Raw genomic sequence first — 19531 nt, 5'->3', positions numbered from 1 at the left:
CCTGCTGGTCACGCGCGGGTCGGCCCGACCGGCTCCACATGGCCGCCGCATCCGGCGAGGAATCCGGAGAGCTCGCCCCAGGCGTCCTCCCCGATCGTGGTGCCCGGGCGCCGTGCGAGATCGGCCCGAGCGTCCGTCAGCTCGTCGACTCCCGTCAGGATCCTCGTCCGTGCCGCTCCCGTGCCCTCCCATCCGGGCGCGTACGTCCTGACGTCGGGGTGGCTGTAGAGCACGGCCGTCTCGAACCACGGCGTGGGCAGACCGTTCAGGGCCAGGTGCTCCTTGAGCCGCGCGGCCTGGATCCGGACCTGCCGGGCGGGGACGTGCTGCTCGACATGCGTGCGCACCGTCCACCGCGACACCGTCCCCGGTGCGATCTGAACCGCGAAGGCCTCGGGCAGGGCGTCCTCGTCGAGGAGGACGCCGTAGGAGGGGTGGACGGTACCGGGTCGCACGCCGTCGAAGACGACCCCCTGCCAGTACTTGGCCTCGATGATGAGCGCGCCGTGCCGGGTGAGCAGCAGATGGTCGATCTGCGCGAGGAAGCGGCGCGTCGTGCGCGCGTCGACCGGTACGAAGACGACGTTCGTGGCGAGGACGCCGGACAGCCCCGCCGAGGCGCACGCCTCCCGGATCAGGGTGTGCGAGACGGCCTCGCTGCTCCAGGTCCTGGCGAGCGCGTCACGGGTCTGCTCGACCTCCTCCTGCGCCGTCTCGAGCTCGGTCCGACTGAGGTCGCGCTCGGCGTCGCGCGCGCGCGTCAGTGCCTTGAGCGCCGCCTCGTGGCTCCGGTCGCGCTCGGCGATCGTGCGCTGGTGCTCCTCCGTGGCCTCCTCCGCGGCCTGCTCCGCCGCCGCTCTCGCCGCAGTGCGCCGTCGGCGGCCGGCGACGACCGTGATGAGAAGGGCCAGGAGCAGGGCGGCCGCGACGGCCCAGGGGAGGTACTCGTTCATGGTCCCCAGGCAAGCACGGACCACCGACCGTGCGCCGCGACGGCTCCCGATCACGCCGCTCGGCGGACCGGTCGCGGTGCGCTCGCTCGTGCCCGGCCCGGACGTCTTCGTCGGCGTCCGCCTGCGCGCGCGGCGGAGACGCCGGCCCTGCGCCGGCCGATCGCGCAGGCGGAGCCCTACCGCCGCCTGGCGGACGCGATGCGCGACCAGCACGAGGTCCGGCTGACCGGCGTCGAGGGCACGCTGCTGGGCTTCGTCGGCCCGCAGCCGTTCCAGGGGATCAGCGTCGCCGGCCTGCACACGCACGTCGTCGACACCACCGGAGGGATCGGCGGCCACGTGCTCGCCGCCTCCGGAGTCGCGGGCCTGCTCGAGATCGAGCAGTACGGCGGCATCACCCTCCTCCTGCTGGAGTCGGACGACCACCCGCGAGCCGACCTGGACGCGGTGGCCGACGCCGGGATCCGCGCCGTGGAGACCGACCACCCGCCCTGAGCGGCCCTACCCTGGACGCATGCCCTCACTGCGCGACGTCCACGCCGTCATCGACCGTCTCTGGCCGGAGGCGGCCGCCGAGAGCTGGGACGCGCCCGGCCTGGTCACCGGCGACCCCGACGCCGCGGTGGAGCGGATCCTGCTCACGGTCGACGTGGTCTCCGACACCGTCGCGGAGGCCGTCGACGGCGGATACCAGCTCCTGGTCGCGCACCACCCGCTGCTGCTGCGCGGCGTCACCTCGATCGCCGAGGACGGCTACAAGGGCCGCCTGCTCGCGGACCTCGTCCGGGGCGGCTGCGCACTGATCTCGGCCCACACGAACGCCGACATCGTCGCGGACGGGGTCTCGGACGTGATCGCCACCCGCCTCGGCCTGACCGGCGCGACTCCGCTCGTCCCGGGCGCCGACCCGTCGGTCGGGCTCGGCCGAGTGGGCGACCTGCCCGAGGAGGTGACACTCGGACGCCTGGCCGGAGCCGTGGCCGAGCTCCTGCCGGCCACCGCAGGGGGAGTGCGGGCCGCGGGCGCCTACGAGACGCCCGTGCGCCGCGTGTCGCTCTGCGGGGGAGCGGGGGACTCGCTCCTGGACGCCCCCGCCGTCCGCACGAGCGACGTCTTCATCACCGCCGACCTCCGGCACCACCCGGCGTCCGAGGCGCGCGAGAAGGCCCTGCACGGCACCGGCCCCGCCCTCATCGACGTCTCGCACTGGGCGAGCGAGTGGCTGTGGCTCGACGTCGCCGCGACCGCGCTGCGGGAGGCCCTGCCCACGGTCACCGTCGAGGTGAGCGAGACCCGCACCGACCCGTGGGATTTCGCGATCGTGCACTGACCCGCCGCGGGCACGGGAGAATGGACGCGGCGCGCCCGTACTGCGCGCCGGGAACGAGGACCGCCACGTGAAAGCCAGCCCCGCACACCAGCGCGAACTCCTGACTCTGGCGAGTCTGGACACGAGGGGCGCGCAGCTGCGCCACGCCCTCGCGACGCTCCCGCAGATCGCGCGGATCCAGGCGATGCAGGCCCGCGACAACGAGACCCGCCGCTCCCTCGCCGAGCGCACAGGGCGCCTCGAGGACGTGCGCACCGAGCTCGGGCGCATCGAGTCCGACGTCAGCGTGGTCGAGAAGCGGCTCACCCGCGATCGCGACCGCCTGCAGACCGCCTCCGCGGCCAAGGACATCGCCGCGCTCGAGAGCGAGATCACCTCCCTCGTGAAGCGACGGGGAGACCTCGAGGACATCGAGCTGACGCTGATGGAGCGGATCGAGGGCATCGAGTCCGAGGTCGCCGCGGCTCAGGCCGAGCGCGACGAGGTCGTCGCCTCGCTCGGGACCCTCGCCGAGGAGCGCGACGCGCAGGCCGAGAAGCTCCGCGACAAGCAGGAGGCGCTCGCCCGGGACCGTGCGGACCTGGTGACGACCCTTCCGGAGGACCTGGTCGAGCTGTACGAGAAGCAGCGCGCCCGCTACGGAGTCGGCGCGGCCCTCCTCCGCGGGAAGGTGTCGGAGGGGAGCGGCGTGGCCCTCACCGAGTCGGACCTCTCCTGGATCCGCGCCTCCGCTCCCGACGAGGTCGTCCTCTGCCCCGACAGCGGCTGCATCCTGGTGCGCGGCGAGGAGTCCACCCTCGCCTGAGCCGTACACTGGACGGGCGAACGGGCCGGCAAGACGGTCGCGTCATCGCGGCGAGAGCCGTGGTGCCGAGGAACGTCCGGGCTCCGCAGAGCAGGGCGGTGGGCAACACCCACCCGGGGCGACCCGCGAGACAGTGCCACAGAGAACAGACCGCCGTCGGCTCCGGCCGGCGGTAAGGGTGAAACGGTGGTGTAAGAGACCACCAGGGGCCGGAGTGATCCGGTCCGCTCGGTAAACCTCGCCCGGAGCAAGGTCAGACAGAGGACGATGCGGCTGCTCGTCGGGTCCTCGGGTAGACCGCTGGAGGGTCACGGCGACGTGGCTCCGAGAGAGATGGCCGTCCAGCGCCCGCCGAGAGGCGCGGCGTGAACAGAACCCGGCGTATCAGCCGACCCCTTCGCCACGAGATGCCCCGCCCCGGCGGGGCATCTCGCGTCTCCGCCGGTCGCCGAGCTCGCGCTCCCGCCCGCAGGCAGCGCGACGGCCTGCCGTGGCGGTTCCGGGGTCTCGACACACCCTTGCGCGGCTACTCGTCAAGACTGGCGCAGTCCATCTCTCGCGCTGCCTCCTGCGGACGAAGCGGTGCAGCACGGCGTCCGGCAGGCGACGGTGCCGGAGGGCGGTCCTGAGACGCCGCTGCGGATCGACCCCGAGGACCAGGTGCCCCCGCCCCCGTCCTGGCTCACCGCGACCACTGAACCCTGAAAGTCTGATCACGTCCGTCCGCCGTGGCGCCACTCACCAGGCGAACCGGCGAAACGCGTGCCAGCGTTTCGCCGTAGCCGTCCGCACCCCGCTCCCCGGAACGCGTCACCTCCCGAGGCCGACCGCGCCTCGGCGGGCGGGGACCGCCGAGGAAAAAGACTCAGCCCCGCCCTGCGAGCGCGGCCGCGCCGAGGATGCCGGCGTTGTTGCGGAGCGCCGCCGGGATGATCGGGGTGCGCAGGTCGAGCAGCGGGAGGAACTCGTCGTGGTGCTTGGAGATGCCGCCGCCGACGATGAAGAGATCGGGCCAGAGCAGCGCCTCGAGGTGGGAGTAGTAGCGCTGCAGGCGCTTCGCCCAGTGCTTGTAGTCGAGGTCGTCGCGCTCCTTGGCGGCGAACGAGGCCTTCTTCTCGTAGTCGCCGCCGTGGATCTCGAGGTGGCCGAGCTCAGCGTTGGGGATGAGGATCCCGTCGTGGATCTGCGCCGTCCCGATGCCGGTGCCGAGGGTGGTCATGATGACCAGGCCCTCCTTGTCCTTCGCCGCTCCGAAGCGCGACTCGGCGTAGCCCGCCGCGTCGGCGTCGTTGACGAAGAAGATGTTCCTGCCGATCGCGTCCTCGAACAGCTTCTCGGCCTCGAGGCCGATCCACTCGTCCGACACGTTCGCCGCCGACATCGTCCGTCCGTGGACGACGACGGCGGGGAAGCAGATGCCGACCGGGGTGTCCGAGGGCAGGTCCGGGATCTTCTCGAGGATCTGCTGGACGGTGGCGACGATGTCCTTCGGCGTGCCTCCCGGGGGAGTGGCGAGCTTCATCCGGTCGCTGAGCAGGGTGCCCGCGGCCAGGTCCACCGAGGCCCCCTTGATGCCCGTTCCCCCGATGTCGATCCCGATGGCGGTCGCCGCAGCAGTCATAGCGGCCATGCTAGCGAAGGGCGGGGGTGCGGACCGACGCGGGCTGCGGCGTAGGATCGCGGCATGGCTGACGGCGACGCGAACTCCTGGTGGTACAACCTCAAGGCCGGCACGGTGGAGCAGGGATTCGTGTCCCCCTCCGTCGACCGGGTGGGACCCTTCTCCTCTCGCGAGGAGGCGGAGCACGCCCTCGAGCGGCTGCACGAGAACAGCCGCAAGTGGGCCGAGGAGGACGCCGCCGAGGACCGCTGACCGCGGCTACTCGTAGCTGTGCTCGGCGCCGGGGTAGGCGCCGGACTCCACGTCGTCCCGGTACGCGGTGACCGCTCCGGTGAGCACGCCGCGCAGATCCGCGTACTGCTTCACGAAGCGGGGGATGCGGCCGGTGGTGAATCCGGCGAAGTCCGTCCACACGAGCAGCTGTCCGTCGACGTGCGGTCCCGCTCCGACTCCGATCGTCGGGATGCGCAGCTCCTCCGTCACCTGATGTGCCGCGTCCGCGGGCACCATCTCGAGGACGACGGCGAACGCCCCGGCCTCCTGGACGGCGCGCGCGTCGGCGAGCAGCTGCTCGATGCCCTCGCCGCGCCCCTGGACCATGTGACCGCCGAGCCCGTGCTCGCTCTGCGGCGTGAAGCCGATGTGCGCCATCACGGGGATGCCCGCCTCGACGATGCGCCGGATCTGCTCGGCGGAGCGGACTCCGCCCTCGAGCTTCACCGCGTGCGCGTGCGTCTCCTTCATGAAGCGGAACGCCGTGTGCAGCGCGTCGTCGGCACCCGACTCGTAGGAGCCGAAGGGCATGTCGGCGACGACGAAGGCGCGCTCGACGGCTCCGGCGACGGCGCGCGCCAGCGGGATGAGCTCGTCGACGGTGACGGGCAGAGTGGTGTCGTAGCCGAGCACCGTGTTGCCGGCGGAGTCGCCCACGAGGAGGAAGTCGATCCCGGCGTCGTCGAAGATCTTCGCCGTGAGCTGGTCGTAGCTGGTCAGCCCGGTGATGCGGACACCGGAGTCCTTCGCGTTCTGGAAGTGGCGGGTTCGAACGCGTTTCACGGGCTGCGCTGACATGGGCGCCAGTCTACGGCGCGCCTCGGGCGCCCCGCGGGCCCCGGTCGGAGGCAGTAGCCTGAGGGTCGAAACAGGAGGGGTCTGGATGGACAAGCAACGGGACTTCGTTCTTCGCACCATTGAAGAGCGAGGGATCAAATTCGTTCGCCTCTGGTTCACCGACGTCGTCGGCACGCTGAAGTCGGTCGCGATCGCGCCGGCCGAGGTGGAGGGCGCGTTCGCGGAGGGGCTCGGCTTCGACGGCTCCGCTATCGAGGGCCTCACCCGCTCCTTCGAGGCCGACGTCCTCGCGCATCCGGACCCGTCGACCTTCCAGATCCTCCCGTGGCGCGGAGAGATCGACCCGACGGCGCGGATGTTCTGCGACATCACGACGCCCGACGGCCAGCCCGCCGTCGCCGACCCGCGCAACGTGCTCAAGCGCACGCTGGCGAAGGCGGCCGAGCGCGGGTTCACCTTCTACACGCACCCCGAGATCGAGTTCTACCTCCTCAAGTCGTCGTCCTTCGGCGCCGAGGGTCCGGAGCCGGTCGACTCCGCCGGGTACTTCGACAACGTCCCCGGAGGCACGGCGCACGACTTCCGCCGCCGCTCCGTGCGCATGCTGGAGGATCTGGGCATCTCGGTCGAGTTCAGCCACCACGAGGCGGGCCCCGGCCAGAACGAGATCGACCTCCGCTACGCGGACGCGCTCACCACGGCCGACAACATCATGACCTTCCGCACCGTGATCAAGGAGGTGGCGATCGAGCAGGGCGTCTACGCGACGTTCATGCCGAAGCCGCTCTCCGGGCACCCCGGCTCGGGCATGCACACGCATCTCTCGCTCTTCGAGGGCGACGTGAACGTGTTCTACGAGCAGGGCGCCCAGTACCAGCTCTCGAAGCTCGGCCGTCAGTTCATCGCGGGCCTGCTCAAGCACGCCCCCGAGATCACCGCCGTGACGAACCAGTTCGTCAACTCCTACAAGCGGCTCTGGGGCGGCGACGAGGCGCCCAGCTACGTCTCGTGGGGCCACAACAACCGGTCCGCCCTCGTGCGCGTTCCGCTCTACAAGCCGAACAAGGGGCAGTCCTCGCGCATCGAGTACCGGGCGCTGGACTCCGCGGCGAACCCCTACCTGGCGTACTCGCTGCTCCTGGCGGCCGGGCTCAAGGGCATCGAAGAGGGCTACGAGCTTCCGGCCGAGGCCGAGGACAACGTGTGGGCTCTCTCGGACGCGGAGCGCCGGGCGCTCGGCTACGGCGCCCTGCCCGCCAGCCTCGACCGCGCCATCTCGCTGATGGAGGAGTCCGAGCTCGTGGCCGAGACGCTGGGCGAGCAGGTGTTCAACTTCGTGCTGCTCAACAAGCGGAAGGACTGGGCCGAGTACCGCGCCCAGGTCACGCCGTACGAGCTGCGCAGCAACCTCGAGATGCTCTGACGCCTCGGCCATGCCCCGCGAACGCTCCCTCCGCGATGTCGCACGCCTCGGCTTCGCCGCGCTCGGCGAGACCGGGGCACGGCTGGCCGAGGCGGAGGAGCTGGCCGGGCGGCAGCTCGAGTCGGTGCTGCCCTCCTTCGCCCGGGTGGCGGACCCGGACGAGGCGCTGCTCGCTCTGATCGACCTGCTGCGGCGGCACCGCGACCGGATGGACGCGGTCCTCGCCGACGACGAGGCCCTGACCCGGCTGCTTCTGGTGGTGGGGGCCTCCTCCGGCCTCGCCGACTTCCTCCAGCGCCGGCCCGACGAGCTGGCCAGCGTGCTCGAGCCGGTGCGCACGCTCCCCGGGCGCGCCGAGATGAAGGCCGAGCTGCTCGAGTCGGTCGGCGCCGTCGACGGCTTCTCGTCGCTCCGGGAGGAGGCGGGCTGGACGGCGCTGCGCGTGCGGTACCGCCGCCTCCTCACCAGGATCGTCGTCCACGACCTGAGCCAAGCCGACCCCGTCGCGGCGATCGACCGGGTGACGAGGGCGCTGGCCGACCTCGCCGGAGCCGCGCTGGAGGCGTCCCTCGCCGTGGCGCGGACCGAGCTGGTCGAGGGCACGGGCCCGGGCCGCTTCGGCCGGGACGAGGTCGCCGCCACCCGCTTCGCCGTCATCGGCATGGGTAAGGCGGGAGCGTCCGAGCTCAACTACCTCAGCGACGTCGACGTGATCTTCGTCGCCGAGGGCGACCCGGAGAAGGAGCTGACGAACGCCCGTGCGATCGACGTCGCCACCCGGCTCGCCGTGCTCCTCATGCGCGGGACCTCTGCGCTGGCGATGGAGCCGGAACTCTGGGAGGTCGACCCGAACCTGCGCCCGGAGGGCAAGCAGGGCGCGCTCGTGCGCACCCTCGAGTCGCACATCACCTACTACGACCGGTGGGCGAAGAGCTGGGAGTTCCAGGCGCTGCTCAAGGCGCGCCCGCTCGCCGGCGACCAGGAGCTGGGGCGGGCGTACGTCGACGCGGTCGCGCCCAAGGTCTGGTCGAGCGCCTCCCGCGAGAACTTCGTCGAGTCGGTGCAGCGTATGCGGGAGCGGGTCACCGAGAACATCCCGCAGAACGACGTCCACTACCAGATCAAGCTCGGGCCCGGCGGCCTGCGCGACATCGAGTTCACGGTGCAGCTGCTCCAGCTCGTCCACGGGCAGACCGACGACGAGATCCGCATGCCCGGGACTCTCCTCGCCCTGGGCGCCCTCGCCGACCGCGGGTACATCGGCCGCTCCGCCGCCGAGGAGTTCGCGCAGGCCGCCGGGCCCGAGCTTGATCTGGTAGTGGACGTCGTTCTGCGGGATGTTCTCGGTGACCCGCTCCCGCATACGCTGCACCGACTCGACGAAGTTCTCGCGGGAGGCGCTCGACCAGACCTTGGGCGCGACCGCGTCGACGTACGCCCGCCCCAGCTCCTGGTCGCCGGCGAGCGGGCGCGCCTTGAGCAGCGCCTGGAACTCCCAGCTCTTCGCCCACCGGTCGTAGTAGGTGATGTGCGACTCGAGGGTGCGCACGAGCGCGGCCTGCTTGCCGGCCGGGCGCAGGTTCGGGTCGACCTCCCAGAGTTCCGGCTCCATCGCCAGCGCAGAGGTCCCGCGCATGAGGAGCACGGCGAGCCGGGTGGCGACGTCGATCGCACGGGCGTTCGTCAGCTCCTTCTCCGGGTCGCCCTCGGCGACGAAGATCACGTCGACGTCGCTGAGGTAGTTGAGCTCGGACGCTCCCGCCTTACCCATGCCGATGACGGCGAAGCGGGTGGCGGCGACCTCGTCCCGGCCGAAGCGGCCCGGGCCCGTGCCCTCGACCAGCTCGGTCCGCGCCACGGCGAGGGACGCCTCCAGCGCGGCTCCGGCGAGGTCGGCCAGCGCCGTCGTCGCCCGGTCGATCGCCGCGACGGGGTCGGCTTGGCTCAGGTCGTGGACGACGATCCTGGTGAGGAGGCGGCGGTACCGCACGCGCAGCGCCGTCCAGCCCGCCTCCTCCCGGAGCGACGAGAAGCCGTCGACGGCGCCGACCGACTCGAGCAGCTCGGCCTTCATCTCGGCGCGCCCGGGGAGCGTGCGCACCGGCTCGAGCACGCTGGCCAGCTCGTCGGGCCGGCGCTGGAGGAAGTCGGCGAGGCCGGAGGAGGCCCCCACCACCAGAAGCAGCCGGGTCAGGGCCTCGTCGTCGGCGAGGACCGCGTCCATCCGGTCGCGGTGCCGCCGCAGCAGGTCGATCAGAGCGAGCAGCGCCTCGTCCGGGTCCGCCACCCGGGCGAAGGAGGGCAGCACCGACTCGAGCTGCCGCCCGGCCAGCTCCTCCGCCTCGGCCAGCCGTGCCCCGGTCTCGCCGAGCGCGGCGAAGCCGAGGCGTGCGACATCGCGGAGGGAGCGTTCGCGGGGCATGGCCGAGGCGTCAGAGCATCTCGAGGTTGCTGCGCAGCTCGTACGGCGTGACCTGGGCGCGGTACTCGGCCCAGTCCTTCCGCTTGTTGAGCAGCACGAAGTTGAACACCTGCTCGCCCAGCGTCTCGGCCACGAGCTCGGACTCCTCCATCAGCGAGATGGCGCGGTCGAGGCTGGCGGGCAGGGCGCCGTAGCCGAGCGCCCGGCGCTCCGCGTCCGAGAGAGCCCACACGTTGTCCTCGGCCTCGGCCGGAAGCTCGTAGCCCTCTTCGATGCCCTTGAGCCCGGCCGCCAGGAGCAGCGAGTACGCCAGGTAGGGGTTCGCCGCGGAGTCCAGCGCCCGGTACTCGATGCGCGAGGACTGCCCCTTGTTCGGCTTGTAGAGCGGAACGCGCACGAGGGCGGACCGGTTGTTGTGGCCCCACGAGACGTAGCTGGGCGCCTCGTCGCCGCCCCAGAGCCGCTTGTAGGAGTTGACGAACTGGTTCGTCACGGCGGTGATCTCGGGGGCGTGCTTGAGCAGGCCCGCGATGAACTGACGGCCGAGCTTCGAGAGCTGGTACTGGGCGCCCTGCTCGTAGAACACGTTCACGTCGCCCTCGAAGAGCGAGAGATGCGTGTGCATGCCCGAGCCGGGGTGCCCGGAGAGCGGCTTCGGCATGAACGTCGCGTAGACGCCCTGCTCGATCGCCACCTCCTTGATCACGGTGCGGAAGGTCATGATGTTGTCGGCCGTGGTGAGCGCGTCCGCGTAGCGGAGGTCGATCTCGTTCTGGCCGGGGCCCGCCTCGTGGTGGCTGAACTCGACCGAGATGCCCAGATCCTCCAGCATGCGCACGGAGCGGCGGCGGAAGTCGTGCGCCGTGCCTCCGGGGACGTTGTCGAAGTACCCGGCGGAGTCGACCGGCTCCGGACCCTCGGCGCCGAAGGACGACGACTTGAGGAGGTAGAACTCGATCTCGGGGTGCGTGTAGAAGGTGAACCCGCGCTCGGCCGCCTTCGCCAGCGTGCGCTTGAGCACGTTGCGCGGGTCGGCGACGGCGGGCTGGCCGTCGGGCGTCGTGATGTCGCAGAACATCCGCGCCGTCGGGTCGATCTCTCCGCGCCACGGGAGGATCTGGAAGGTCGACGGGTCCGGATGCGCGAGGACGTCGGCCTCGAAGGAGCGGGTGAGGCCCTCGATAGCGGAGCCGTCGAAGCCGAGCCCCTCCGCGAACGCGCCCTCCACCTCGGCCGGCGCGATCGCGACCGACTTCAGCGTGCCGACGACGTCGGTGAACCAGAGGCGAACGAATTTGATCCCTCGCTCTTCAATGGTGCGAAGAACGAAGTCCCGTTGCTTGTCCATCCAGACCCCTCCTGTTTCGACCCTCAGGCTACTGCCTCCGACCGGGGCCCGCGGGGCGCCCGAGGCGCGCCGTAGACTGGCGCCCATGTCAGCGCAGCCCGTGAAACGCGTTCGAACCCGCCACTTCCAGAACGCGAAGGACTCCGGTGTCCGCATCACCGGGCTGACCAGCTACGACCAGCTCACGGCGAAGATCTTCGACGACGCCGGGATCGACTTCCTCCTCGTGGGCGACTCCGCCGGCAACACGGTGCTCGGCTACGACACCACTCTGCCCGTCACCGTCGACGAGCTCATCCCGCTGGCGCGCGCCGTCGCCGGAGCCGTCGAGCGCGCCTTCGTCGTCGCCGACATGCCCTTCGGCTCCTACGAGTCGGGTGCCGACGACGCGCTGCACACGGCGTTCCGCTTCATGAAGGAGACGCACGCGCACGCGGTGAAGCTCGAGGGCGGAGTCCGCTCCGCCGAGCAGATCCGGCGCATCGTCGAGGCGGGCATCCCCGTGATGGCGCACATCGGCTTCACGCCGCAGAGCGAGCACGGGCTCGGCGGTCACATGGTCCAGGGGCGCGGCGAGGGCATCGAGCAGCTGCTCGCCGACGCGCGCGCCGTCCAGGAGGCCGGGGCGTTCGCCGTCGTCCTCGAGATGGTGCCCGCGGACGCGGCACATCAGGTGACGGAGGAGCTGCGCATCCCGACGATCGGAGTCGGAGCGGGACCGCACGTCGACGGACAGCTGCTCGTGTGGACGGACTTCGCCGGATTCACCACCGGCCGCATCCCCCGCTTCGTGAAGCAGTACGCGGATCTGCGCGGCGTGCTCACCGGAGCGGTCACCGCGTACCGGGACGACGTGGAGTCCGGCGCCTACCCCGGCGCCGAGCACAGCTACGAGTAGCCGCGGTCAGCGGTCCTCGGCGGCGTCCTCCTCGGCCCACTTGCGGCTGTTCTCGTGCAGCCGCTCGAGGGCGTGCTCCGCCTCCTCGCGAGAGGAGAAGGGTCCCACCCGGTCGACGGAGGGGGACACGAATCCCTGCTCCACCGTGCCGGCCTTGAGGTTGTACCACCAGGAGTTCGCGTCGCCGTCAGCCATGCCGCGATCCTACGCCGCAGCCCGCGTCGGTCCGCACCCCCGCCCTTCGCTAGCATGGCCGCTATGACTGCTGCGGCGACCGCCATCGGGATCGACATCGGGGGAACGGGCATCAAGGGGGCCTCGGTGGACCTGGCCGCGGGCACCCTGCTCAGCGACCGGATGAAGCTCGCCACTCCCCCGGGAGGCACGCCGAAGGACATCGTCGCCACCGTCCAGCAGATCCTCGAGAAGATCCCGGACCTGCCCTCGGACACCCCGGTCGGCATCTGCTTCCCCGCCGTCGTCGTCCACGGACGGACGATGTCGGCGGCGAACGTGTCGGACGAGTGGATCGGCCTCGAGGCCGAGAAGCTGTTCGAGGACGCGATCGGCAGGAACATCTTCTTCGTCAACGACGCCGACGCGGCGGGCTACGCCGAGTCGCGCTTCGGAGCGGCGAAGGACAAGGAGGGCCTGGTCATCATGACCACCCTCGGCACCGGCATCGGGACGGCGCAGATCCACGACGGGATCCTCATCCCCAACGCTGAGCTCGGCCACCTCGAGATCCACGGCGGCGACTACGAGAAGAAGGCCTCGTTCGCCGCCAAGGAGCGCGACGACCTCGACTACAAGCACTGGGCGAAGCGCCTGCAGCGCTACTACTCCCACCTCGAGGCGCTGCTCTGGCCCGATCTCTTCATCGTCGGCGGCGGCATCTCCAAGCACCACGACGAGTTCCTCCCGCTGCTCGACCTGCGCACCCCGATCATCCCGGCGGCGCTCCGCAACAACGCCGGCATCCTCGGCGCGGCCGCGCTCGCAGGGCGGGGCTGAGTCTTTTTCCTCGGCGGTCCCCGCCCGCCGAGGCGCGGTCGGCCTCGGGAGGTGACGCGTTCCGGGGAGCGGGGTGCGGACGGCTACGGCGAAACGCTGGCACGCGTTTCGCCGGTTCGCCTGGTGAGTGGCGCCACGGCGGACGGACGTGATCAGACTTTCAGGGTTCAGTGGTCGCGGTGAGCCAGGACGGGGGCGGGGGCAGCTGGTCCGCGGGGTCGATGCGGAGCGGCGTCTCAGGACCGCCCTCCGGCACCGTCGCCTGCCGGACGGCGTGCTGCACCGCTTCGTCCGCAGGAGGCAGGGCGAGAGATGGACTGCGCCAGTCTTGACGAGTAGCCGCGCAAGGGTGTGTCGAGACCCCGGAACCGCCACGGCAGGCCGTCGCGCTGCCTGCGGGCGGGAGCGCGAGCTCGGCGACCGGCGGAGACGCGAGATGCCCCGCCGGGGCGGGGCATCTCGTGGCGAAGGGGTCGGCTGATACGCCGGGTTCTGTTCACGCCGCGCCTCTCGGCGGGCGCTGGACGGCCATCTCTCTCGGAGCCACGTCGCCGTGACCCTCCAGCGGTCTACCCGAGGACCCGACGAGCAGCCGCATCGTCCTCTGTCTGACCTTGCTCCGGGCGAGGTTTACCGAGCGGACCGGATCACTCCGGCCCCTGGTGGTCTCTTACACCACCGTTTCACCCTTACCGCCGGCCGGAGCCGACGGCGGTCTGTTCTCTGTGGCACTGTCTCGCGGGTCGCCCCGGGTGGGTGTTGCCCACCGCCCTGCTCTGCGGAGCCCGGACGTTCCTCGGCACCACGGCTCTCGCCGCGATGACGCGACCGTCTTGCCGGCCCGTTCGCCCGTCCAGTGTACGGCTCAGGCGAGGGTGGACTCCTCGCCGCGCACCAGGATGCAGCCGCTGTCGGGGCAGAGGACGACCTCGTCGGGAGCGGAGGCGCGGATCCAGGAGAGGTCCGACTCGGTGAGGGCCACGCCGCTCCCCTCCGACACCTTCCCGCGGAGGAGGGCCGCGCCGACTCCGTAGCGGGCGCGCTGCTTCTCGTACAGCTCGACCAGGTCCTCCGGAAGGGTCGTCACCAGGTCCGCCCGGTCCCGGGCGAGCGCCTCCTGCTTGTCGCGGAGCTTCTCGGCCTGCGCGTCGCGCTCCTCGGGGAGGGTCCCGAGCGAGGCGACGACCTCGTCGCGCTCGGCCTGAGCCGCGGCGACCTCGGACTCGATGCCCTCAATCCGCTCCATCAGCGTCAGCTCGATGTCCTCGAGGTCTCCCCGTCGCTTCACGAGGGAGGTGATCTCGCTCTCGAGCGCGGCGATGTCCTTGGCCGCGGAGGCGGTCTGCAGGCGGTCGCGATCGCGGGTGAGCCGCTTCTCGACCACGCTGACGTCGGACTCGATGCGCCCGAGCTCGGTGCGCACGTCCTCGAGGCGCCCTGTGCGCTCGGCGAGGGAGCGGCGGGTCTCGTTGTCGCGGGCCTGCATCGCCTGGATCCGCGCGATCTGCGGGAGCGTCGCGAGGGCGTGGCGCAGCTGCGCGCCCCTCGTGTCCAGACTCGCCAGAGTCAGGAGTTCGCGCTGGTGTGCGGGGCTGGCTTTCACGTGGCGGTCCTCGTTCCCGGCGCGCAGTACGGGCGCGCCGCGTCCATTCTCCCGTGCCCGCGGCGGGTCAGTGCACGATCGCGAAATCCCACGGGTCGGTGCGGGTCTCGCTCACCTCGACGGTGACCGTGGGCAGGGCCTCCCGCAGCGCGGTCGCGGCGACGTCGAGCCACAGCCACTCGCTCGCCCAGTGCGAGACGTCGATGAGGGCGGGGCCGGTGCCGTGCAGGGCCTTCTCGCGCGCCTCGGACGCCGGGTGGTGCCGGAGGTCGGCGGTGATGAAGACGTCGCTCGTGCGGACGGCGGGGGCGTCCAGGAGCGAGTCCCCCGCTCCCCCGCAGAGCGACACGCGGCGCACGGGCGTCTCGTAGGCGCCCGCGGCCCGCACTCCCCCTGCGGTGGCCGGCAGGAGCTCGGCCACGGCTCCGGCCAGGCGTCCGAGTGTCACCTCCTCGGGCAGGTCGCCCACTCGGCCGAGCCCGACCGACGGGTCGGCGCCCGGGACGAGCGGAGTCGCGCCGGTCAGGCCGAGGCGGGTGGCGATCACGTCCGAGACCCCGTCCGCGACGATGTCGGCGTTCGTGTGGGCCGAGATCAGTGCGCAGCCGCCCCGGACGAGGTCCGCGAGCAGGCGGCCCTTGTAGCCGTCCTCGGCGATCGAGGTGACGCCGCGCAGCAGCAGCGGGTGGTGCGCGACCAGGAGCTGGTATCCGCCGTCGACGGCCTCCGCGACGGTGTCGGAGACCACGTCGACCGTGAGCAGGATCCGCTCCACCGCGGCGTCGGGGTCGCCGGTGACCAGGCCGGGCGCGTCCCAGCTCTCGGCGGCCGCCTCCGGCCAGAGACGGTCGATGACGGCGTGGACGTCGCGCAGTGAAGGCATGCGTCCAGGGTAGGGCCGCTCAGGGCGGGTGGTCGGTCTCCACGGCGCGGATCCCGGCGTCGGCCACCGCGTCCAGGTCGGCTCGCGGGTGGTCGTCCGACTCCAGCAGGAGGAGGGTGATGCCGCCGTACTGCTCGATCTCGAGCAGGCCCGCGACTCCGGAGGCGGCGAGCACGTGGCCGCCGATCCCTCCGGTGGTGTCGACGACGTGCGTGTGCAGGCCGGCGACGCTGATCCCCTGGAACGGCTGCGGGCCGACGAAGCCCAGCAGCGTGCCCTCGACGCCGGTCAGCCGGACCTCGTGCTGGTCGCGCATCGCGTCCGCCAGGCGGCGGTAGGGCTCCGCCTGCGCGATCGGCCGGCGCAGGGCCGGCGTCTCCGCCGCGCGCGCAGGCGGACGCCGACGAAGACGTCCGGGCCGGGCACGAGCGAGCGCACCGCGACCGGTCCGCCGAGCGGCGTGATCGGGAGCCGTCGCGGCGCACGGTCGGTGGTCCGTGCTTGCCTGGGGACCATGAACGAGTACCTCCCCTGGGCCGTCGCGGCCGCCCTGCTCCTGGCCCTTCTCATCACGGTCGTCGCCGGCCGCCGACGGCGCACTGCGGCGAGAGCGGCGGCGGAGCAGGCCGCGGAGGAGGCCACGGAGGAGCACCAGCGCACGATCGCCGAGCGCGACCGGAGCCACGAGGCGGCGCTCAAGGCACTGACGCGCGCGCGCGACGCCGAGCGCGACCTCAGTCGGACCGAGCTCGAGACGGCGCAGGAGGAGGTCGAGCAGACCCGTGACGCGCTCGCCAGGACCTGGAGCAGCGAGGCCGTCTCGCACACCCTGATCCGGGAGGCGTGCGCCTCGGCGGGGCTGTCCGGCGTCCTCGCCACGAACGTCGTCTTCGTACCGGTCGACGCGCGCACGACGCGCCGCTTCCTCGCGCAGATCGACCATCTGCTGCTCACCCGGCACGGCGCGCTCATCATCGAGGCCAAGTACTGGCAGGGGGTCGTCTTCGACGGCGTGCGACCCGGTACCGTCCACCCCTCCTACGGCGTCCTCCTCGACGAGGACGCCCTGCCCGAGGCCTTCGCGGTTCAGATCGCACCGGGGACGGTGTCGCGGTGGACGGTGCGCACGCATGTCGAGCAGCACGTCCCCGCCCGGCAGGTCCGGATCCAGGCCGCGCGGCTCAAGGAGCACCTGGCCCTGAACGGTCTGCCCACGCCGTGGTTCGAGACGGCCGTGCTCTACAGCCACCCCGACGTCAGGACGTACGCGCCCGGATGGGAGGGCACGGGAGCGGCACGGACGAGGATCCTGACGGGAGTCGACGAGCTGACGGACGCTCGGGCCGATCTCGCACGGCGCCCGGGCACCACGATCGGGGAGGACGCCTGGGGCGAGCTCTCCGGATTCCTCGCCGGATGCGGCGGCCATGTGGAGCCGGTCGGGCCGACCCGCGCGTGACCAGCAGGGGGACCCGGTGGCCGGACGGGCACGGTCATGGCTGGCCGCGCCGGCCTGAGCCGGACAGGACGGCGCCGGACAGGACGGCGCCGGACCCTCTAACGCAGGGAACGACGAAGGTCCGCACTCCCGGAGGAGTGCGGACCTGTTCGGTGGATCCGAGGGGATTCGAACCCCTGACCCCCTGCATGCCATGCAGGTGCGCTACCAGCTGCGCCACGGACCCATGTTGTGTTCTGTCTTGCTTCGTGCTGTCTTTCGCTGTCTCCGCCCGGCGGAAGCAACTCGAATAAACTACAACACGATTCGCGTGAAGTGAAATCGAGCGCTGTCGCCGGGCGTGTTCGTCAGTTCGAGGACGTCGACGATTCGACGGCGACAGGCTGCTCGAGGGTGAACGGCACCGTTGGGCAGTCCTTCCAGAGGCGCTCGAGCGAGTAGTACATGCGGTCCTCCTCGTGGAAGACGTGCACGACGAGGTCGCCGAAGTCGAGGAGGATCCAGCGGCCCTCCGCACGGCCCTCGCGGCGCAGCAGCTTGGCGCCGGAATCGTTCAGGCGGTCCTCCACCTCGTTCGCGATCGCGACCACGTTGCGCTCGGAGCGGCCGGTGGCGAGGAGGAAGATGTCGACCAGCGGCAGCGGCCCCGAGACGTCGAGGGCGACGAGGTCCTCACCGCCCTTGGAGTCGGCGGCGGTGGCCGCGAGCTGGAGCAGGGCGCGGGCGGAATCGGTCGCAGTCATGAAGCCTTCAGTGTCGGTGGTGGAGATCAGAAGATGTTGAGCACGAAGCCGCCGATGAACAGCGCGATCGCGCCGACCAGCAGGACGGCCGCGGTGATCGCGAGGACCACCGGGACGCTCACGCCGGCGCGCTTCTGCGGCGCGATCATCGAGGTGCCGGCGGCGTGGGTGGAGACGGCGCTGGACGCCCGGACCGGCTCGGACTCGCCGACGGGCTGCTCGCGGTCGATGCGGTCGACGTAGCGGTCCACATCGGGCGAGTCGTAGAGGTTCGGGTGCTGGCCCGTGGAGCCGAGGCTGCGCGGGAGGTCGAACGAGCCGGTGACGAGGATCTCCCCCGTGTCCGTGCCGACTGTCGCGCCGGGGCCCGTGGTCGGCAGGATCAGCGCGTTGGTGGTGGTGACGGCACCGGTGGCGGCGACTCCGCTCGCGATGAGGGAGTCGAACGAGGCGTCCACCTCCTCCTTCGACTTGCTGTCGAGTTCCTCGGTGATGGCGAGGTGCTCGATCGGCGGCTCGAAGCTCCCGGTGATCTCGGTGGCCTTCTCGTCGGCGATGTCGAGGGATCCGCCCACCGACGCGAAGAGCGCGGTGTTCAGGTGCGGCTGCTCGGGCTGCTCGCCGGCCGTCGGCTGCTCGTCGTCCGCGTCCCGCTCGTCGGAGGCGTCCGCGGACGGCGTCTCGTCGTCGGAGGAGGAGCTCTCGATCTCGGCCTCGTGCACCTCGGCCGCGTCGGCGTCCGCGGTCGCATCGGTGGCGGACTCGTCCGCCTCCTCCTCGGACGCCTCGGGGGCGTCCTCGGTGACGACGTCCTCGTCGCCCTCCGGCTCCTGCTCCGCTGCGCCCTCGGGCACCGGCTCCGCATCACGGGACTCGTCGGCCGCCTCGATCACGGGGACCGCCCCGGTCGGCGGGAGCGCCGAGGCGCGCTCGAGGGCGGCCTCGACGTAGTCGGAGCGCTCGTCGTCGGACCGCTCCTCGTCGGCGGGCGGCTCCGCCTCCGGTGCGGCGGCGACCTTCTCCGCCTGCTGCTGCGCCAGCAGTGCGCGCAGCTCCCGACGGGTCAGCTGGCGGCCCGTGGCGTTCTCGGTGGCGACGATCTCCATCGAGGAGGTGCGCAGGTCGGGCTCGCTCGCGGGGCTCGGCTCGACGGGGGTGATCCGCAGGGCCTGGGTGGGGGTCAGCACCGGCATGTCGCCGGCGGTGGTGGCGGTCGCGGTGGCAGCCCGGCGGGACGTCGTCGGAACGGCGGCGGTCGTGGCCGCACCGGCCTCGCGCCTCTCGCGCTCGCGGATCTCGCGCCGGGTGAGCGGCTTCTCCTCGGGCTGAACTGTCATGACGTGCTCCGATACAGGTGGTGCTTCGAGATGTACTGGACGACACCGTCGGGAACCAGGTACCAGACCGGATGACCCCGGTTGACGCGGCTCCGACAGTCGGTCGAGGAGATCGCCAGTGCCGGAATCTCCAACAAGGATACGTCCTGGGCCGGCAATCCCGAAACGTTGAGGACGTGCCCCGGCCGGCTGACGGCGACGAAGTGGGCCAGCTCCCACAGCTCGTCGTAGTCCTTCCAGCTCAGGATCTGAGCGACCGGGTGCGCGGCGGTGATGAAGAACAGGTCGGCGTCGGGGTGCGCGGCGTGGATGTCCCGCAGGGTGTCGATCGTGTAGGTCGTGCCGATCCGGTCAACGTCGACGCGGCTGACGGTGAAGCGCGGGTTCGACGCCGTCGCGATCACCGTCATCAGGTACCGGTGCTCGGCGGAGGTCACCGTCTTCTTGTGCCACGGCTGGCCGGTGGGCACGAAGACGACCTCGTCCAGGTCGAACGACTGGGCCACCTCGGAGGCGGCGACCAGGTGACCGTGGTGGATCGGGTCGAAGGTGCCGCCCATCACGCCGATGCGCGGACGCCGCGGGCCTCCGCTCGCGGCGGACGTCACGATCGCTGGGCTC

At 71.6% G+C, this 19531-nt stretch carries 19 protein-coding genes, 1 tRNA gene, 2 other RNA genes and 2 pseudogenes; 10 read left to right on the top strand and 14 right to left on the bottom strand.

Features of this window, described 5'->3' with window-relative positions:
• Nucleotides 1–8: 8 nt before the first annotated feature.
• Nucleotides 9–953, bottom strand: a complete 945-nt coding sequence (locus C5C33_RS12565) for a nuclease-related domain-containing protein (RefSeq protein ID WP_181136244.1) — start codon at nucleotides 951–953, stop codon at nucleotides 9–11.
• Between C5C33_RS12565 and C5C33_RS19030 the strand changes: the two genes are divergently transcribed.
• From C5C33_RS19030 to rnpB (C5C33_RS12550), 4 genes are all read left to right on the top strand, one after another.
• Nucleotides 843–1448: an acetolactate decarboxylase gene (locus tag C5C33_RS19030; RefSeq protein ID WP_258069237.1), complete on the top strand. Its 606-nt coding sequence runs from the start codon at nucleotides 843–845 to the stop codon at nucleotides 1446–1448. The two genes, C5C33_RS12565 and C5C33_RS19030, sit on opposite strands and share 111 nt — an antisense overlap.
• A gap of 19 nt (nucleotides 1449–1467) precedes the next feature.
• Nucleotides 1468–2283: a Nif3-like dinuclear metal center hexameric protein gene (locus tag C5C33_RS12560; protein WP_104261265.1), complete on the top strand. Its 816-nt coding sequence runs from the start codon at nucleotides 1468–1470 to the stop codon at nucleotides 2281–2283.
• Between the two features lie 67 nt (nucleotides 2284–2350).
• On the top strand, nucleotides 2351–3088 hold the full coding sequence (locus C5C33_RS12555) for a zinc ribbon domain-containing protein (RefSeq protein WP_104226713.1): 738 nt from the start codon (nucleotides 2351–2353) through the stop codon (nucleotides 3086–3088).
• 21 nt (nucleotides 3089–3109) lie between these two features.
• Nucleotides 3110–3488, top strand: an RNA gene (gene rnpB / locus C5C33_RS12550) — RNase P RNA component class A.
• Nucleotides 3489–3953: 465 nt separating this feature from the next.
• Here rnpB (C5C33_RS12550) and ppgK (C5C33_RS12545) read toward each other — a convergent pair.
• Nucleotides 3954–4709, bottom strand: coding sequence for a polyphosphate--glucose phosphotransferase (ppgK, locus tag C5C33_RS12545; RefSeq protein WP_104239180.1), 756 nt, complete (start codon nucleotides 4707–4709; stop codon nucleotides 3954–3956).
• Between the two features lie 63 nt (nucleotides 4710–4772).
• Between ppgK (C5C33_RS12545) and C5C33_RS12540 the strand changes: the two genes are divergently transcribed.
• The gene (locus C5C33_RS12540; RefSeq protein ID WP_104223671.1) at nucleotides 4773–4961 is read left to right on the top strand and encodes an SPOR domain-containing protein; all 189 of its coding nucleotides are present in this window, start codon (nucleotides 4773–4775) and stop codon (nucleotides 4959–4961) included.
• Nucleotides 4962–4967: 6 nt separating this feature from the next.
• Here the strand turns inward: C5C33_RS12540 and panB (C5C33_RS12535) are convergent, their stop codons facing one another.
• Nucleotides 4968–5780, bottom strand: a complete 813-nt coding sequence (gene panB, locus C5C33_RS12535) for a 3-methyl-2-oxobutanoate hydroxymethyltransferase (RefSeq protein ID WP_104247262.1) — start codon at nucleotides 5778–5780, stop codon at nucleotides 4968–4970.
• Nucleotides 5781–5865: 85 nt separating this feature from the next.
• On the opposite strand from panB (C5C33_RS12535), the gene C5C33_RS12530 reads away from it, so the two are divergent.
• Nucleotides 5866–7203, top strand: a complete 1338-nt coding sequence (locus C5C33_RS12530) for a glutamine synthetase family protein (protein ID WP_068253236.1) — start codon at nucleotides 5866–5868, stop codon at nucleotides 7201–7203.
• A 10-nt stretch (nucleotides 7204–7213) separates the two neighbouring features.
• Nucleotides 7214–8437, top strand: a pseudogene (locus tag C5C33_RS19025) (bifunctional glutamine-synthetase adenylyltransferase/deadenyltransferase); the annotation flags it as partial.
• A gap of 264 nt (nucleotides 8438–8701) precedes the next feature.
• Here C5C33_RS19025 and C5C33_RS19020 read toward each other — a convergent pair.
• Nucleotides 8702–9427 (bottom strand): annotated as a pseudogene (locus tag C5C33_RS19020) (bifunctional glutamine-synthetase adenylyltransferase/deadenyltransferase); the annotation flags it as partial.
• 208 nt (nucleotides 9428–9635) lie between these two features.
• Nucleotides 9636–10973: a glutamine synthetase family protein gene (locus C5C33_RS12520; protein WP_068253236.1), complete on the bottom strand. Its 1338-nt coding sequence runs from the start codon at nucleotides 10971–10973 to the stop codon at nucleotides 9636–9638.
• Nucleotides 10974–11058: 85 nt separating this feature from the next.
• Between C5C33_RS12520 and panB (C5C33_RS12515) the strand changes: the two genes are divergently transcribed.
• Complete coding sequence (gene panB / locus C5C33_RS12515) at nucleotides 11059–11871, top strand: 3-methyl-2-oxobutanoate hydroxymethyltransferase (protein ID WP_104247262.1); 813 nt, start codon at nucleotides 11059–11061, stop codon at nucleotides 11869–11871.
• Between the two features lie 6 nt (nucleotides 11872–11877).
• Here the strand turns inward: panB (C5C33_RS12515) and C5C33_RS12510 are convergent, their stop codons facing one another.
• Nucleotides 11878–12066: an SPOR domain-containing protein gene (locus tag C5C33_RS12510; RefSeq protein WP_104223671.1), complete on the bottom strand. Its 189-nt coding sequence runs from the start codon at nucleotides 12064–12066 to the stop codon at nucleotides 11878–11880.
• Nucleotides 12067–12129: 63 nt separating this feature from the next.
• Here C5C33_RS12510 and ppgK (C5C33_RS12505) point away from each other — a divergent pair, with 63 nt between their 5' ends.
• On the top strand, nucleotides 12130–12885 hold the full coding sequence (ppgK, locus tag C5C33_RS12505) for a polyphosphate--glucose phosphotransferase (protein ID WP_104239180.1): 756 nt from the start codon (nucleotides 12130–12132) through the stop codon (nucleotides 12883–12885).
• 465 nt (nucleotides 12886–13350) lie between these two features.
• Here ppgK (C5C33_RS12505) and rnpB (C5C33_RS12500) read toward each other — a convergent pair.
• The 4 genes from rnpB (C5C33_RS12500) to C5C33_RS18585 form a co-directional block, all read right to left on the bottom strand.
• An RNA gene (gene rnpB, locus C5C33_RS12500) (RNase P RNA component class A) lies at nucleotides 13351–13729 on the bottom strand.
• 21 nt (nucleotides 13730–13750) lie between these two features.
• A complete protein-coding gene (locus C5C33_RS12495) occupies nucleotides 13751–14488 on the bottom strand; it encodes a zinc ribbon domain-containing protein (protein WP_104261266.1) in 738 nt (245 codons plus the stop codon).
• Between the two features lie 67 nt (nucleotides 14489–14555).
• Nucleotides 14556–15371: a Nif3-like dinuclear metal center hexameric protein gene (locus tag C5C33_RS12490; protein ID WP_104261265.1), complete on the bottom strand. Its 816-nt coding sequence runs from the start codon at nucleotides 15369–15371 to the stop codon at nucleotides 14556–14558.
• 19 nt (nucleotides 15372–15390) lie between these two features.
• Nucleotides 15391–15726: an acetolactate decarboxylase gene (locus tag C5C33_RS18585; protein ID WP_258069236.1), complete on the bottom strand. Its 336-nt coding sequence runs from the start codon at nucleotides 15724–15726 to the stop codon at nucleotides 15391–15393.
• A gap of 159 nt (nucleotides 15727–15885) precedes the next feature.
• On the opposite strand from C5C33_RS18585, the gene C5C33_RS12485 reads away from it, so the two are divergent.
• On the top strand, nucleotides 15886–16830 hold the full coding sequence (locus C5C33_RS12485) for a nuclease-related domain-containing protein (protein ID WP_181136244.1): 945 nt from the start codon (nucleotides 15886–15888) through the stop codon (nucleotides 16828–16830).
• Between the two features lie 153 nt (nucleotides 16831–16983).
• Here C5C33_RS12485 and C5C33_RS12480 read toward each other — a convergent pair.
• The 4 genes from C5C33_RS12480 to nadD all read right to left on the bottom strand — a co-directional run bounded on the left by C5C33_RS12480 (nucleotide 16984) and on the right by nadD (nucleotide 19518).
• A tRNA-Ala gene (locus C5C33_RS12480) sits at nucleotides 16984–17056 on the bottom strand.
• 121 nt (nucleotides 17057–17177) lie between these two features.
• The gene (rsfS, locus tag C5C33_RS12475; RefSeq protein WP_104247265.1) at nucleotides 17178–17573 is read right to left on the bottom strand and encodes a ribosome silencing factor; all 396 of its coding nucleotides are present in this window, start codon (nucleotides 17571–17573) and stop codon (nucleotides 17178–17180) included.
• Between the two features lie 26 nt (nucleotides 17574–17599).
• On the bottom strand, nucleotides 17600–18910 hold the full coding sequence (locus C5C33_RS12470; protein WP_104261263.1) for a hypothetical protein: 1311 nt from the start codon (nucleotides 18908–18910) through the stop codon (nucleotides 17600–17602).
• On the bottom strand, nucleotides 18907–19518 hold the full coding sequence (nadD, locus tag C5C33_RS12465) for a nicotinate-nucleotide adenylyltransferase (RefSeq protein WP_104261262.1): 612 nt from the start codon (nucleotides 19516–19518) through the stop codon (nucleotides 18907–18909). The genes C5C33_RS12470 and nadD overlap by 4 nt, the downstream gene beginning before the upstream one ends.
• Nucleotides 19519–19531: the final 13 nt, after the last annotated feature.

The organism is Rathayibacter sp. AY1H3 (assembly GCF_002932015.1).
The sequence above is the reverse complement of the archived record's forward strand: the minus strand, read 5'-3'. Positions and strand labels throughout refer to the sequence as shown.